The organism is Actinacidiphila glaucinigra, from assembly GCF_900188405.1.
GTDB lineage: Bacteria > Actinomycetota > Actinomycetes > Streptomycetales > Streptomycetaceae > Actinacidiphila > Actinacidiphila glaucinigra.
In genome coordinates this window covers 425,164-439,626 of record NZ_FZOF01000008.1, presented here as the reverse complement: position 1 = coordinate 439,626, position 14,463 = coordinate 425,164, and the positions used below count along the sequence as shown (strand labels likewise).

Here is a 14,463-nt window from a genome sequence, read left to right as displayed (position 1 = left end):
CGGTCGGCTTCGGAGAGCTGCTGGACGCTGGCGATGAGGGTGGCGACCTCGGGGTCGGGGGTGGTGCCGGTGCCGTCCTCGACGTACAGGTGGATCCCGCAGGCCTCGGCCGCGGCCCGGCGTACCGCCTCCAACGGAAGTTCCAGGCCCCGTGACAGACCCTCCAGCGTGGACTGCTGCGGCATCCGGGCCACCCGCGCGGTCGTCGCCAGGTGATGCACCGTCGACCGCGGGACACCACCGCGCCGCGCCACCTCACCGTACGACCAGCCCCGCTGCTCCAGCCGGCGCTTGATCAGTTCCTGCAGTGCGTTCACCACGGGATGGATTCTTCCTGCTAGCACGTCGGTTGACCCGTCCGAGTGAGATCGAGTCTACAGCGGGCCCACCCACCCGACCCGGACCCACACCCCCCCACCTGCACCTTCACCCCGGTTCCGTGGGGCGGTTCCGGCACGGGGGCGAGTCCATCAAAACCGGGTCGCCCCGCACATGGACTTCCGCGGTTTTGCCCCCGCTCTTCCGGAGCGCGTGCGTCCGCGCGCGCGGGAGCGCGAGTGACGGCTCGGGACGGCGTGCCGGTGGCCCGCGGAAGCGCCCCCCGGGCCGTCACTGCCTCCGGCCCGGGGGGCATACGACCGCGCCCGGTCCGGGAGGGCCCTCGTGGGGCCGTCCGGACCGGGCGCGGATCGCCGACGGCAGGTCAGGCCTTCTTCGTCTCCTGGAAGATGGCGTCGATCTGGTCGATCAGGTCGAGCAGCTTCTGGCCGGTCGCCGGGTCGGTCGAGGCCTTGGCGGCGCTGCCCGCCTTCAGCGCGTCGTTGAAGAGCTGGTGCAGCTGCGGGTACTTCTCGAAGTGCGGGGCCTTGAAGTAGTCGCTCCACAGCACCGACAGGTGGTGCTTGACGAGCTCCGCGCGCTGCTCCTTGATGACGATGGCGCGGGCCCGGAAGTGCGGGTCCTCGTTGGCCTGGTACTTCTCCTGGACCGCCTTGACGGACTGCGCCTCGATGCGGGCCTGGGCCGGGTCGTAGACACCGCAGGGCAGGTCGCAGTGAGCGCTGACCTTGACCTTGGGCGCGAACAGGCGAGCGAGCATGACTGTCCTTCCTCGTGATCGTCTTTCCACCAGGGAGATTACTCCCCTGTCGAGTGGTTTTCTCGGGCGCCCCTTGGTGCTTAGGACAAAAGTCTGGTGTCACCCTGAGGCTGATGGAGGATGGAGAAGGAGGCCGAGCATGCGCGAGGCTTGGGCCGGGCAGAGGAGGAGCGTGCCGTACCAGCTGGTCGAGGTGACGGGTCCGTCGATGGTGCCGACGCTGCAGAACGGCGACTGGCTGCTGGTGCAGCACGTCAGGAGCGCCGCGGAGGTCCGCGAGGGTGACGTGGTGGTGCTGCGCCATCCGCTCCAGCAGGACCTGCTGATCGTCAAACGCGCCGTGGAGCGGCGCGAGGGCGGCTGGTGGGTGCTGGGCGACAACACCTTCGTGGAGAACGACAGCAGGGAGTTCGGCACCGTCCCGGACGAGCTGGTGCTCGCCCGGGGGCGGGGGCGCTTCCGGCCGCCGCGCGAGGTTCAGCGCTCGGTGGCGGGTGTGGCGGGCTGGCTGGCGTCCTGCGTCAGGCCGCTCAGGGCCGACCGCTCGTTCTCCAGGCGCTTGCGGGCGCGGTAGGCCGCGACGTTGGCGCGGGTCGCGCAGCGGTCCGAGCAGTAGCGGCGGGACCGGTTGGTCGAGGTGTCGATGTAGGCGTTGCGGCACGTGGTGGCCTGGCAGATGCCGAGCCGGTCCACGCCGAGGTCGGTGAGCTGGAAGGCCAGGCCCATGCAGGCGGTGGCGGCGTACGAGGCGGTCGCCGTGGCCGCGTGCTCCGCGAGGTGCATGTGCCAGTCGGGCCGGCCGCTGTCGTCGAGGTACTCGTGGCCGGAGACCTGGGGGCTGACCGGGAACTCCAGCAGCAGCGCGTTCAGCAGGTCGACGGCACGCACCTCGTCGTTCTCGGAGGCGGCCTCGAAGACGCCGCGCAGCCGGGTGCGGACGGTGCGCAGCCGCTGCACGTCGGCGTCGCCCGCGCGGGCCGCGGCCAGGCTGGACGGGCCGAACAGCTCGCGCACGGCGTCGACCGAGGTCAGATGGTCGATGCCGCGTTCGGGCTCCTCGCTGTTCACCAGGCGCACGGCGTAATCGGAGTAATAGGCGAGTTCCACTTGTAGTCCTTACGCGTGCGCTCTAAGGTCGGTAATGACTGCTCTTGGTTTAAGGGTATTACGACTGGAGGGGAACCGTATGTCCGACAGCACCGCGGCGGCGACCGACTGGCAGGCCTGGCAGGACAGCTGGGACCGGCAGCAGGAGTGGTACCTGCCGGACCGCGAGGAGCGGTTCCGGGTCATGCTCGACATGGTGGAGGCGCTGGCCGGCCCCGAGCCCCGCGTGCTGGACCTGGCCTGCGGCACCGGCAGCATCTCCGACCGGCTGCTGCGGCGCTTTCCGGGTGCCCGCTCGACCGGCGTCGACCTCGACCCGGCGCTGCTGACGATCGCCCGCGGCCACTTCGCCGGCGAGCGCAGGATCGAGTTCGTCACCGCCGACCTGCGCGACCCGCACTGGCAGCGCGCCCTGCCGTACGACACGTACGACGCCGTGCTCACCGCGACCGCCCTGCACTGGCTCAAGCCCGGGCCGCTGAAGGCCCTGTACGGGACGCTGGCCGGCCTGCTGAGCGACGGCGGGGTCTTCCTCAACGCCGACCACATGCCCGACGCCTCGACGCCCCGGCTCAACGCGGCCGTGCGCGAGCTGGACCGGGCCCGCCGCGAGCGGCAGCGGGCGGCGGGCGTGCCGGACTGGGAGCAGTGGTGGGCCACCGCCAAGGCCGACCCGGTGCTGGCCGGTCCCACCGAGGAACGGTTCGTGATCTACGGCTCCCACGCCGACGGCGACGAGCTGCCCCCGGCCTGGCACGCCGCGGCCCTGCGGGAGGCAGGCTTCGGGGAGGCGCGGGAGGTCTGGCGTTCGGTGTCGGATGCGATCGTCCTCGGGCTGAAGTGATCCGTACCCCGTTGCGGGGGAACGCGTGAGGGGCGGCGCCGACCGGCGCCGCCCCTCACGCACGCGCGTTCAGAGGACCTTGGAGAGGAAGGCCTTGGTGCGGTCGTGCTGCGGGTCGGTGAGCACGTCGCGCGGGTGGCCGGTCTCGACGACGACGCCGTCGTCCATGAAGACCAGGGCGTCGCCGACCTCGCGGGCGAAGCCCATCTCGTGGGTGACCACGATCATCGTCATGCCGTCCTCGGCGAGGCCCCGCATGACGTCCAGGACGTCGCCCACCAGCTCGGGGTCGAGCGCGGAGGTGGGCTCGTCGAAGAGCATCAGCTTGGGCTCCATCGCCAGCGCGCGGGCGATGGCCACCCGCTGCTGCTGGCCGCCGGAGAGCTGGGCGGGGTAGTGTCCGGCCTTGTCGCGCAGACCGACCCGGTCCAGCAGGGCCAGCGCCCGCTCGCGGGCCACGGCCTTGGCCTCCTTCTTCACGCGCACCGGGGCCTCGATCACGTTCTCGATCGCGGTCATGTGCGGGAAGAGGTTGAAGCGCTGGAAGACCATGCCGATGTCGCGGCGCTTGGCGGCGACCTCGCGGTCCTTGAGCTCGTAGAGCTTGTCGCCCTTCTGCCGGTAGCCGACCAGCTCGCCGTCGACCGAGAGCCGGCCGCCGCTGATCTTCTCCAGGTGGTTGATGCACCGCAGGAAGGTGGACTTGCCCGAGCCCGACGGGCCGATCAGGCAGAACACCTCACGCGGGGCGACCTCCAGGTCGATGCCCTTGAGGATGTGGGCCAGGCCGAAGTGCTTGTGCACCGCCTCGGCCTTGACCATCGGGTGGGCGCCGGTGCCCTTGCTGAAGTCGGTCATCGTGCCACCTCCGGGCGGCGGAAGGTGCCCAGGTTCTGCTTGATCCGCTGCCACGGGGTGGGCGGCAGGTTGCGGGTCGTCCCACGGGCGTAGCGGCGCTCAAGGTAGTACTGGCCGACCGAGAACACCGAGGTGAGGACCAGGTACCAGACCGCGGCGAGGAAGAGCATCTCCACGGTGGCACCGGTGGTGTTGCCGATGTCGGTGGTGGAGCGCAGCAGTTCGGCGTACTGGGCGGCCTGCGCGGCCAGCGACGAGGTCTTCAGCATGTTGATGAACTCGTTGCCGGTCGGCGGGACGATCACCCGCATCGCCTGCGGCAGCACCACGCGGCGCAGGTTCTGGCCCTGGGTCATGCCCAGCGCGTGCGACGCCTCGGTCTGTCCCTCGTCGACGGACTGGATGCCCGCGCGCACGATCTCGGACATGTAGGCGGCCTCGTTCAGACCCAGGCCGAGCAGCGCGGCCATGAAGGGGGTCATGAACTGGTTCATCTCGTCCTTGTAGAAGCCGAGATTGATGACCGGGAAGATCAGCGCCAGGTTGAACCAGATCAGCAGCTGGACGTAGACCGGGGTGCCGCGGAAGAACCAGATGTAGCCCCAGGCCACCGAGGAGGTCACGGGGTTCTTGGACAGCCGCATCACCGCGAGGACGATGCCCAGGCCCAGGCCCAGCGCCATCGACACGACGGTGATGACGACCGTGTTCCGCAGGCCCTTGAGGACCGTGGAGTCGAACAGGAAGTCCGGGATCGCCCCGTAGTTCACGTTCGCGTTGGCGAACGCGTTGACCAGCAGGCCGAGCACGGCGAGCACCAGGATCGCCGAGATCCAGCGACCATAGTGCCGGACGGGGATCGCCTTGATGGCCTCCGGGCGGGAGGCGGCGGCGGGCGGGGTCCCGGCCGGGGTGCCGGCCGGGACCTTGTCATTCGCTTCGGACATGGAGGAAGGCCTCTTGCTGTCGTGACTCAGGAGCCGCCGTTGATCTTGGCCTCGGTGACGGCGCCGTCGGTGACGCCCCACTTCTCCAGGACCTTGGTGTAGGTGCCGTCCTCGATGACGGCGGTCAGCGCGGCCTGCAGCGCGTCGCGCAGCTCGGTGTTGCTCTTGGCGACCGCGATGCCGTACGGGCCGGCCTCGACCTGCTCGCCGGCGAGCTCGAAGTCGTTGCCGCCGCCGGAGGTCTTCACCGCGTACGCGGCGACCGGGAAGTCGGAGACGTCGGCGACGACACCGCCGGCCTTCAGACGGGTCTGCGCCTCGGTGTCGGTGTCGAAGGGCTGGATCGACATCGGCTTGTCGCACTTCTGGGCCTTGAGCAGGTCCTGCGAGGTGGTGCCGCGCTGCACGGCGACCTTCTTGCCGCACAGGTCCGCCAGGGACTTGACGCCCTCCGGGTTGCCCTTCTTCACGATGATCGAGGAGCCCGCGGTGAAGTAGTCCACGAAGTCGACGCCCTCGCCGACCTTCTTGCCGGTGGAGGAGTCGACGCCCTCCTGGCGGTCCTTGGTGTCGCTCATCGCGGACATGACCATGTCGTAGCGCTTGGCGCGCAGACCGGTCAGCAGGGTGTCGAAGGTGCCGTTGTTGAACTCGACCTTCACACCGAGCTGCTTGGCCATGGCGTCGGCCAGGTCGGGGTCGATGCCGACGTTCTTGCCGTCCTTGACGAACTCCACCGGCGGGTACGCGATGTCCGAGCCGACCTTGAGCACGCCCGCCGACTGCACCGACTTCGGAAGCTTGGCGAACAGCGGAGCCTTGGACGCGTCGCTCGAAGCGGACGGGGAGCCGCCCTTCTCCGTCTGGTCGCCGCAGCCGGTGAGGGCGAGGGCACCGGCGACCGCGATCGCTGCGACCGCGGCGAAGCGGCTCGTCACGGTCGAGCGACGGGTGGTACGTGCGGTCATGCTGGTTCCTCCTGCGGGAGTCCTGGGAGCAGGCGATTTTCCGGGCACACGCGTTCGGGTGTCGCGTACGCGTGTGATCTCCGCATCTTGCCATCCGGACACGTCCTCATGGGGGTCCGGATGTGTCAAAATCGCATAACGGGCGATCCCCTGGCCCTCGCCAGGCCGGTACACCAAGGCCGGACCGTGGTGGGGCCGCGCTGCGAAGTTGCGTGCATCACTTTCCTTGTCCCGCTATTCGGACGACTTGTTGCGTTGTGCGCAGAAGTTCCCGATGTGCGAAGCCGTGGTGCGGCGAACAGACTCGTCAGCGGAAAGCGTCTTCCGGTACAACGGACCATCACCCCTCACCGGGGGCCCCTCGGCGTGCGTGCGGCGCGCCTGGCCTCCGTCGCGCCCGGGACCACTCGAGTCCGGGTGTGCGGAAGCCGAGCCCACCTACCCCCTGTTGTAGGGGGTAGTACCCTCATAGACAATTCGGACAAAGGGGTCAACAGTGGCAGCGGAGATTGTCAATCCTCGCACCGACAGCACCAGCAGCACCGACAGCACCGAACGCGCGGAGAGCACCGACGGCGACGGCCCGGATAGCCCCGTGGACCCGGTGTTCGCCCTCCACCGCGGCGGCAAGATGGAGGTGACCGCGACCGTCCCGGTCCGCAACGCCGACGACCTGTCGCTCGCCTACACGCCGGGTGTCGCCCGGGTGTGCACCGCCATCGCCGAGCAGCCCGAACTGGTCCACGACTACACGTGGAAGTCCCAGGTCGTGGCGGTCGTCACGGACGGCACGGCGGTGCTGGGCCTCGGTGACATCGGCCCTGAGGCGTCGCTGCCGGTGATGGAGGGCAAGGCGATCCTCTTCAAGCAGTTCGGCGGTGTGGACGCGGTCCCGATCGCGCTCGCCACCACCGACGTGGACGAGATCGTCGACACCGTCGTGCGCCTCGCCCCCTCCTTCGGCGGGGTGAACCTCGAGGACATCTCCGCCCCCCGCTGCTTCGAGATCGAGCGCAAGCTGCAGGAGCGCCTGGACATCCCGGTCTTCCACGACGACCAGCACGGCACGGCCGTCGTCACCCTCGCCGCGCTGCGCAACGCCACCCGGCTGACCGGCCGTGCGCTGGGCGAGCTGCGCGCGGTGATCTCCGGGGCCGGCGCCGCCGGCGTCGCCATCGCCAAGATCCTCGTCGAGGCCGGCATCGGCGACGTCGCCGTCACCGACCGCAAGGGCGTGGTGCACGCGGGCCGCGAGGACCTGAACGCCGCCAAGCGCGAGCTCGCGACGTACACCAACCGGGCCGGGCTCACCGGCACCCTGGAGGAGGCGCTCGCGGGCGCGGACGTCTTCATCGGCGTCTCCGGCGGCACCGTGCCGGAGGAGGCCGTCGCCACCATGGCGAAGGGCTGCTTCATCTTCGCGATGGCCAACCCCACCCCGGAGATCCACCCCGAGGTGGCGCACAAGTACGCGGCCGTCGTCGCCACCGGGCGCAGCGACTTCCCGAACCAGATCAACAACGTGCTCGCCTTTCCCGGGATCTTCTCGGGGGCGCTGCAGGTGCGGGCCTCCCGCATCACCGAGGGCATGAAGATCGCCGCCGCCGAGGCGCTGGCCGCGGTCGTGGACGGCGAGCTGTCCGCCGACTGTGTGATCCCCTCGCCGTTCGACGAGCGGGTCGCCCCCGCGGTCTCCGCCGCCGTGGCCGCGGCCGCCCGCGCCGAGGGCGTCGCGCGCCGCTGAGCGCCGCCGTACGCCCGCAGACCACGCCGTCGCGCGGCGCGGTGCCCGCGACCGGCGGGCACCGCGCCGCGCGGCGCGTGTCACATCCCCGCGCGGTTACGCCGGGGCACCGTACGGCGCTAGCGTCAAGGTCATGTTCGCTGCCTACGCCGCCCGAATCGACCGCGACCAGCCGCTGAACGGCCTTGAACTCGGGGAGCGCCCCGAGCCGCAGGCACGGCCCGGCTGGAGCACCGTCACCGTCAAGGCCGCCTCCCTGAACCACCACGACCTGTGGTCGCTGCGCGGGGTGGGGCTCGGCGAGGAGAGCCTGCCGATGATCCTCGGCTGCGACGCCGCCGGGATCGACGAGCACGGCAACGAGGTCGTCGTCTTTCCCGTCGTCGGCCTGAGCGGGCACGGGGTCGGCCCCGACGAGCCGCGCAGCATCCTCACCGAGAAGTACCAGGGCACCTTCGCCGAGAAGGTCTCCGTGCCCACCTGGAACCTGCTGCCCAAGCCGAAGGAGCTGTCCTTCGAGGAGGCCGCCTGCCTGCCCACCGCCTGGCTGACCGCCTACCGGATGCTCTTCACCAACGCGGGTGTGCGCCCCGGCGACTCCGTTCTCGTCCAGGGCGCCGGGGGCGGTGTCGCCACGGCCGCCATCGTGCTGGCCAAGGCCGCGGGCCTGCGGGTCTTCGCCACCAGCCGGGACGAGGCCAAGCGCAAGCGTGCCGAGGACCTCGGCGCCGACGCCGCCTTCGAGCCGGGTGCCCGGCTGCCGCAGCGCGTGGACGCGGTCATCGAGACCGTGGGCGCCGCGACCTGGTCCCACTCGGTCAAGTCACTGCGCCCCGGCGGCACGCTGGTGATCTCCGGGGCCACCTCGGGGCCGAACCCGAAGGCCGCCGAGCTGAACCGGATCTTCTTCCTGGAGCTGAAGGTCGTCGGTTCGACCATGGGCACCAAGGACGAGCTGGCGGACCTGCTGAGCTTCTGCGCGCTCACCGGGGTGCGGCCCGTCGTCGACACCGTGCTGCCGCTGGACCGCGCCCGCGAGGGCTTCGCCAAGATGGCGGACGGCGACCTGTTCGGGAAGGTCGTCCTGACCGTCTGAGGTCCGTGGCCGGGCCGGGGCGCCGCGCCCGGCCCGGCGCCGGTCGGATCGTCGAAGCCCGTCTTCAGGCGCGCCGGTGGCGCTCCCACGGCCAGGCACGCCAGCCCGGCGCCCCGCACACGATGACGCCCCGCACACGATGACGGCACAGACCCGGTCGTCCTCACGGGCAGATCGACATCGGCGCGCTCGGCCGCGAAGCGGGGCGGGCCGGGATTTGGGATCCCGCGGCCGGGGCGCCCGGACGGACGGCCGGGCCGCGGAGATCGACGGGACGGCCCTAGTTCCGGTCCTTGCGCCCGCCGCGCAGGACGACGCCGATGTGGGCCGCCGCCGTGGACAGATGGCGGCGCACCTCGCGCAGCTGCTCGGCGTCCACGCCGTTGTCGCGGGCGGCGTCGCGTACGTCGTCGCGGAAGCGGTCCAGCAGGCGTTCCAGGTCACGGGCCGGGTCCTCGGTCACGGCTGCGTCCTCCGCGCCCCACTCGGGCGTCTCCGCGGGTTCCGGCTTCACATACGGCGGCCAGGTGGACGTACGGCCGAACTGGCCCAGCTCCCGGGTGAGTTCCGCCAGCCCCTCGCGGACGCCGGTCTGCCAGTCGCCGCGCCTGACGTGGTCCTGGACCTCCTCGTGGACGCGGCGCGCGATGCGCTGCACCTCGTCCCGGGCGGCGTCCTGGGCCTCCCGCGCGGCACGCTTGGCGGTGCGGGCCTCCTCGCGGGCCTGCCGGATCTCCTCCTTCGAGCGGCGCATCTGCTCCTTCCAGTCCGCCGGGGAGGACTTGGGCTGGGTGCGCGAGGCCTGCTGGGCGGCCGCCCGGATCTCGCGCCGCAGGTCGCCCGCGGCGCCGCGCACGTCCTCGCGGATCTCGGCGGCGAGCGTGGAGACGGAGTCGCGGATCTCGTTCTCCAGGTCGGCGATCTCGTCGCTGCGGGAGGCGAGTTCGGCACGGCCCGCGTCGGTGATCGAGTACACCTTGCGGCCGCCCTCGGTGGAGTGGGTGACCAGGCCCTCCTTCTCCAGCTTGGCCAGCCGCGGGTAGACGGTGCCGGCGGAGGGGGCGTACAGGCCGTGGAAGCGCTCCTCCAGCAGCCGGATCACCTCGTAGCCGTGGCGGGGGGCCTCGTCCAGCAGCTTGAGCAGGTAGAGGCGGAGCCGGCCGTGGGCGAAGACGGGGGCCATCTCAGACCTCCTTCCGGAACGGGTCCGTGTCCGCGGGTCCGTGGTCCTGCTGCGGCGGGCGGCGCAGCAGCGCGATCGCGCCCGACACCGTGGTGGCCTTCAGCCGGGAGCCGCCGGACCCCATCCGGCCGGAGATCCGCTTGGCCCCCCACTGCCCGCTGACCCGCAGCTCGTCGAAGGCGCAGGAGACGTCACCGCTGGTGGTGTTGGCGTCCACCTCGGCGTCCCCGGGGTCCGGGATGCGGATCGCGATCTCCCCGGAGACGGAGGTCAGCCGGACGTCGGCCCCGCTGCGCGGGTCCAGGTCGAGCACCATGTTGCCGCTGACGGAGTCGGCCTTGACGGTGGCGCCGCTGCCCTCGACCACGGTCAGGTCGCCCGAGACGGTGTTGACCCGCAGGTCGCCGGAGACCGCCTGGGCCTCCACGTTCCCCGCCACCGTCTCGGCGGTCACCGGGCCGGCCTGGCCGACCAGGGTGATGTCGCCGTTGACGCCCCGCACGGCGGTGCGGTCGGAGATCCCGGAGACCACGGCGCTGGCGCCGACCACGCCGACCGACACGTTGGTGCGCTGCGGGACCGCGAGCGAGACGACGGCGTGCCGCCGCCAGCCCTTGCGGTCGAGCCACTTGAGCAGGCCCTTCCACGGCAGGTCCTCGTAGGTGACGGTGAGCGTGCCGCCCTCGTGCGAGACGATCAGCGGCGGGCCGTCGAGCTCGCTCACCTCCAGCCGGGCCGGGCCCTCGTCGACGCCGACCACGTTGACGGCGCCGTTGACGACGCGGACGTGCAGCGTGTCGACGTAACCGTCGAAGACCATCTTGTGCGGCTCGGTGACCGTCCACTCCCGTGAGCCGGGTGTTCCGCTCATTTCGCCCCTCCTTGGGGTCACCCGGGCGCCCCGGGGCAACGACGGCAACGCAACATATCGCGTCTCTCCTAGAGACACGATATATCGCGTGGATCGGAAGTCAAGGGAGCGCCGTGCGCGCCCCGGTGGCGGTTCGCTGCGGAACGCGGCCTCGGTACGGCCGGTTGTGCGGCGTACGGGTGAGGTCCCTCACGCGGGACGCGAAGTCGTGCGCGCCGTGACCGGCCGTACGGGGCCCCGGATGATGTGCTCGACCCCCATGCGCCCCCGCACCGCTCCGCCCGCCGCCGTCCTGCTCCTCACGGGCCTCGCCCTCGCCGCCTGCGGTACCCGCGCCGACGCCGGTGCGCCCGCCGCCGAGGTGAGCCCCGCGCCCGCCCGGGTGGGCGCCTGCACGGCCGGCACGACCGCCGTGCGCTTCGTGGCCGCCGCCGTCCACGCGACCGCGCGGCGGCCCGCGGTCGCCAGGGTGGAGGTCACCAACACCTCGGGCGCCCCCTGCACGCTGGCCGGCGCCACGCGCCTCACCGCGCGGGACGACCAGGGCAAGGCCGCCCCCGTCGAGACCGACAACTCCGCCGCAGCCGGCACCCGGGCCGTTGACCTCCGCCCCCGCGCCACGGCCGTCGCCGACGTCGGGTACACCGACCTCAACTTCGAGGGCACCGCCTCGGCGCGCGAGGTCTGCCCCGTCCAGGCCTCCCGCGTGGAGATCACGCTCCCCGGCGACGTGGCCCGGACCGTCGAGGTCACCGGGGCCGACGGGGCCCCGGCCGTCTTCAGCGTCTGCGGGGGGCGGGTGAGCTTCGGCGCCTTCGGCGCGTCCCGCGCCTGAGGCGGGCGGCCGGGTCGCGGAGGGATCCGCGGAGTGCGGTCACTCGTCCTCGTCCTCGTCGTCCAGGCGGGCCAGCCAGGTCGCCAGCCGCTCCACCGGGATCTCGAACTCCGGGTTGAGGTCGACGAACTCCCGAAGCCGCTCGGCGAGCCACTCGAAGGTGACCTCCTCCTCGCCGCGCCGGTTCGCCAGTTCCTCGATGCCGCGGTCGGTGAAGTACAAGGGGTGCTCCGGAACACTCGGTCGAGAACGTTTGACCCGGTCAGGATATGCACAGCGGCGAAGCTCTCGCGCTGCCGCCGGTCGGCGGGCTAGCCTGATCATTCGTCAACTCGCGGGGGGGCCCGGAACACGGGCCCCGGGGGATCGGGAGGATGTCATGGGGGATCGCGCACGACCCATCGAGCTGCCGGACGGGACGACCGTGTGGGCCCGCGTGTCCCGTCTGGAGGTCGAGGGCGGGGACTCCCGGATCGACGAGTGGGAGGACGTCTCGGTCTGGGACGACCTCACGGCCCGCGTCGAAGGGCTCGAGCCGCTCGTGCGTGGTGTGGCCGCCTCCGTGCGCCGGGCCGCGTCCGCGGCGGCGCCGGACGAGGTGAGCGTCGCCTTCGGCGTGGAGGTGTCCGCCAAGCCCGGCAAGGCCATCGCCCTGCTGGCCGACGGGGAGGCCAAGGCAAACCTGGCCATCACTCTGACCTGGCGGGACCGTCGCGCCGGCGGCCACGCGGACGGTGAAGACCCGGCCCGGTGATGCCGGGCTACGGGGTAGCGGTGGCGTCGGGGCCCGATGCGCGCGGCGAACTGCGGCAGCTGAGCCGTGAGGCGACGGTGGCGATCAGCGGCCCCCGCGGTACGGCGCACGGTGTGTGGGGCAGCGGCTTCCTGGTCGCCCCGGGATGGGTGCTCACGGCCGCCCACGTGCTGTTCGACCGGGAGGGGAGGCCACGGGGCACCGGGGACCTCGGCGTGGTGATCGCGGGCGGGCTGGTCGCCGGCCGGGCGGCCTACTGCCTGCCGCACCCGGCGGGACCGGTCCCGTTCTGGGAGGAGCGCTACGGTACCCGCCCCGACCTGGCTCTCGTCCACCTGCTGTCCGACCCCCTGCCGGACCATCCCTGCATCTGGCTCGGCGACCGTCCGGAACCGCTCTTCGACGACACGGCCATCTTCGGCTGTCAGGACGGCCCGGCCGGGGCGGTCGAGCTCATGGAGATGAAGTGCGAGCTCACCGCGCAGCAGGGCCCCCTGCTCACCCTGAGTTCCGGACCGGGGGTGGCGAAGGGGATGTCCGGTGGCCCGCTGATCGACATGGAGCGCGGGGAACTGGTGGGGGTGGTCAAGTCGCGCCACTCCACCGGTACGGGAGTGCTGGCGAACCACTTCTCCGCCCTGCGCGAGCTGTCCCCGGCACATCTGCTGCCCGGTGGCGAGGACCTCGGCCCGGAGCCGTACGCGGAGCTGATGCGACGGCACGACCGGTGGCACGCGGATCGTCAGCAGCCCTCCGGGCCCGCGCGCACGACCTGGGCGGACGTCCAGAAGAGGCTCCCCATCCACGCGGGGCGCTGGACCCCCGTCGACCGGACCAAGGCCCTGGGCCTGCTGGCGGCCCTGCCCGGCCCGCAGACCCCCGACATCGTCGGCCGGACCGTGGCCCGGGCGCTCGACATCCCGGAGCGCTCCTGGCAGCCGCGGCTGGTGGGATGGCGGGACGGCCACGGGGTCCTGTACGGGTACCCGGACCCTTACCGGGAGCTTCTGGTCTTCCTGCGTTACCTCATGATGGCCGCGCAAGAGGTGCGGTGCGGCGGCGAGCGGCCGACCGCGGAGGTCGAGCACCGCCTGGAGAGGCTCGAGCGCTGGGTCCTTGCGCGGGGCGAGGACCTTGCGCCGGAGCACCGCGCGGACCTCGCCCGGCTCGGTCCGGTCGCGGAACCCTTCGCGGCGGTGCCGCCGGCCGCGCGGACGTCGTCGGCCGGGACGGAAGGCGAGTCCGGTCCGCCCACCGTGCTCGTGGAGTTCGAGCCGCTCGCGTACGGCCACCGCGGTGACCTGTTCAACTGGGCCATCAGGCTCGGCTACGGGGAGGGCCGCTGGAGACAGGTCGCGGCCGACCACGAGCCGTACGGACTGGGCTTCGACGAGGCCGTCGAACAGGTCCGCGGAGTGCTCGGCCGGGCGCTGGAGGGCGCCGACGCGGCGGGCGGATCACCGGCCCGGCTCGAAGTGGCGGTGCCGGACGAGCGCCTCGGCACGGCGGCCCACCTGTGGGAGGACACCATGGGGCCCCCGGGCGCAGCCGTGCCCCGGGCGGTCGGCAGCGGACGCGAGGTCGTCGTGCGCGACGTGGGTCGGCGGGGCGACCCCGACCCGCAGTGGCAGGACAGGTGGCAGCGTCTCGTCAAAGCGCGACGCCTGAGGGGACTGCGGCTGCCGCCCGTGGGCGCGCGGACGACGCCGGGCGAGGTACGGGCCGCGCCGTACAACGCGGTGCCGGTGCTGTGCGGCGCGGTGGACCAGGGGGTGGGGCGCGACTCCGCCTCGGTGGCGCTCGACAGCGGTTTCCCGGTGGCCCTGTGGCGGGTCGACGGCCATCCGGACCTTTCGTGCGGTTCCCGCTGCGACGGCTTCCACTCCCGGATGTCGTCGCTGCTGGACGCCCCGGAGTGGCGGCACGAACACAGCTCCGTGCGGGACCTGCCCGAACGTCTGCGGCGGCTGCGGGCCGCCGTGGAGGACGACGACGACGGTGCGCGGTACCTCGGCAGCCTCGTCCTGCTCTATGACGATCCCGGCAACCCGTTGCCTCAACTCTTCGGCCCGTCAGTACACTTCCCCCTCCTGTCATGACGCGACCGGAAACCGTCGTGACCTTCCGTACGCGTGGGTACTGTCATAGCGTTCTGTA

Annotated in this window: 16 protein-coding genes; 7 read left to right on the top strand and 9 right to left on the bottom strand. The window is 72.0% G+C overall.

Annotated elements, in window-relative coordinates:
* A partial coding sequence (locus CHF15_RS20155) for a helix-turn-helix domain-containing protein (RefSeq protein ID WP_143681597.1) occupies window positions 1-320 on the bottom strand: 320 nt, incomplete at its 3' end.
* Between the two features lie 383 nt (window positions 321-703).
* Complete coding sequence (gene sodN / locus CHF15_RS20150; protein ID WP_018563636.1) at window positions 704-1,099, bottom strand: superoxide dismutase, Ni; 396 nt, start codon at window positions 1,097-1,099, stop codon at window positions 704-706.
* A gap of 139 nt (window positions 1,100-1,238) precedes the next feature.
* Here sodN and sodX point away from each other — a divergent pair, with 139 nt between their 5' ends.
* The gene (gene sodX / locus CHF15_RS20145; protein ID WP_089225215.1) at window positions 1,239-1,673 is read left to right on the top strand and encodes a nickel-type superoxide dismutase maturation protease; all 435 of its coding nucleotides are present in this window, start codon (window positions 1,239-1,241) and stop codon (window positions 1,671-1,673) included.
* Here sodX and CHF15_RS20140 read toward each other — a convergent pair.
* The gene (locus tag CHF15_RS20140; protein WP_089225214.1) at window positions 1,577-2,206 is read right to left on the bottom strand and encodes a CGNR zinc finger domain-containing protein; all 630 of its coding nucleotides are present in this window, start codon (window positions 2,204-2,206) and stop codon (window positions 1,577-1,579) included. The two genes, sodX and CHF15_RS20140, sit on opposite strands and share 97 nt — an antisense overlap.
* Window positions 2,207-2,285: 79 nt before the next feature.
* Between CHF15_RS20140 and CHF15_RS20135 the strand changes: the two genes are divergently transcribed.
* The gene (locus CHF15_RS20135; protein ID WP_089225213.1) at window positions 2,286-3,050 is read left to right on the top strand and encodes a class I SAM-dependent methyltransferase; all 765 of its coding nucleotides are present in this window, start codon (window positions 2,286-2,288) and stop codon (window positions 3,048-3,050) included.
* Between the two features lie 69 nt (window positions 3,051-3,119).
* On the opposite strand, the gene CHF15_RS20130 is transcribed toward CHF15_RS20135, so the two are convergent.
* The 3 genes from CHF15_RS20130 to CHF15_RS20120 are packed head-to-tail and all read right to left on the bottom strand — an operon-like array spanning window position 3,120 to window position 5,823.
* On the bottom strand, window positions 3,120-3,908 hold the full coding sequence (locus CHF15_RS20130; RefSeq protein WP_089225212.1) for an amino acid ABC transporter ATP-binding protein: 789 nt from the start codon (window positions 3,906-3,908) through the stop codon (window positions 3,120-3,122).
* On the bottom strand, window positions 3,905-4,855 hold the full coding sequence (locus tag CHF15_RS20125) for an amino acid ABC transporter permease (protein ID WP_089225211.1): 951 nt from the start codon (window positions 4,853-4,855) through the stop codon (window positions 3,905-3,907). The genes CHF15_RS20130 and CHF15_RS20125 overlap by 4 nt, the downstream gene beginning before the upstream one ends.
* A gap of 26 nt (window positions 4,856-4,881) precedes the next feature.
* Window positions 4,882-5,823 carry an ABC transporter substrate-binding protein gene (locus CHF15_RS20120; RefSeq protein WP_089225210.1) on the bottom strand — a complete coding sequence of 314 codons (942 nt, stop codon included), beginning with the start codon at window positions 5,821-5,823 and terminating at the stop codon, window positions 4,882-4,884.
* Window positions 5,824-6,319: 496 nt separating this feature from the next.
* Here CHF15_RS20120 and CHF15_RS20115 point away from each other — a divergent pair, with 496 nt between their 5' ends.
* On the top strand, window positions 6,320-7,567 hold the full coding sequence (locus tag CHF15_RS20115) for an NAD(P)-dependent malic enzyme (RefSeq protein WP_089225209.1): 1,248 nt from the start codon (window positions 6,320-6,322) through the stop codon (window positions 7,565-7,567).
* Between the two features lie 133 nt (window positions 7,568-7,700).
* Window positions 7,701-8,663 (top strand): zinc-binding dehydrogenase, encoded by a 963-nt coding sequence (locus CHF15_RS20110; RefSeq protein WP_089225208.1) that lies wholly within the window; start codon window positions 7,701-7,703, stop codon window positions 8,661-8,663.
* Between the two features lie 280 nt (window positions 8,664-8,943).
* Here CHF15_RS20110 and CHF15_RS20105 read toward each other — a convergent pair whose 3' ends face one another.
* Window positions 8,944-9,846 (bottom strand): PadR family transcriptional regulator, encoded by a 903-nt coding sequence (locus tag CHF15_RS20105; RefSeq protein WP_089225207.1) that lies wholly within the window; start codon window positions 9,844-9,846, stop codon window positions 8,944-8,946.
* Between the two features lies 1 nt (window position 9,847).
* On the bottom strand, window positions 9,848-10,717 hold the full coding sequence (locus CHF15_RS20100) for a DUF4097 family beta strand repeat-containing protein (RefSeq protein WP_089225206.1): 870 nt from the start codon (window positions 10,715-10,717) through the stop codon (window positions 9,848-9,850).
* A gap of 259 nt (window positions 10,718-10,976) precedes the next feature.
* Between CHF15_RS20100 and CHF15_RS20095 the strand changes: the two genes are divergently transcribed.
* Window positions 10,977-11,552, top strand: a complete 576-nt coding sequence (locus CHF15_RS20095) for a DUF4232 domain-containing protein (protein WP_089225205.1) — start codon at window positions 10,977-10,979, stop codon at window positions 11,550-11,552.
* A 39-nt stretch (window positions 11,553-11,591) separates the two neighbouring features.
* Here CHF15_RS20095 and CHF15_RS20090 read toward each other — a convergent pair whose 3' ends face one another.
* Window positions 11,592-11,774, bottom strand: a complete 183-nt coding sequence (locus CHF15_RS20090) for a DUF6104 family protein (protein WP_089225204.1) — start codon at window positions 11,772-11,774, stop codon at window positions 11,592-11,594.
* Window positions 11,775-11,931: 157 nt separating this feature from the next.
* Here CHF15_RS20090 and CHF15_RS20085 point away from each other — a divergent pair, with 157 nt between their 5' ends.
* Window positions 11,932-12,306, top strand: a complete 375-nt coding sequence (locus CHF15_RS20085) for a CU044_2847 family protein (RefSeq protein ID WP_089225203.1) — start codon at window positions 11,932-11,934, stop codon at window positions 12,304-12,306.
* A gap of 20 nt (window positions 12,307-12,326) precedes the next feature.
* Window positions 12,327-14,405 (top strand): VMAP-C domain-containing protein, encoded by a 2,079-nt coding sequence (locus CHF15_RS20080; protein WP_179279876.1) that lies wholly within the window; start codon window positions 12,327-12,329, stop codon window positions 14,403-14,405.
* Window positions 14,406-14,463 lie beyond the last annotated feature (58 nt).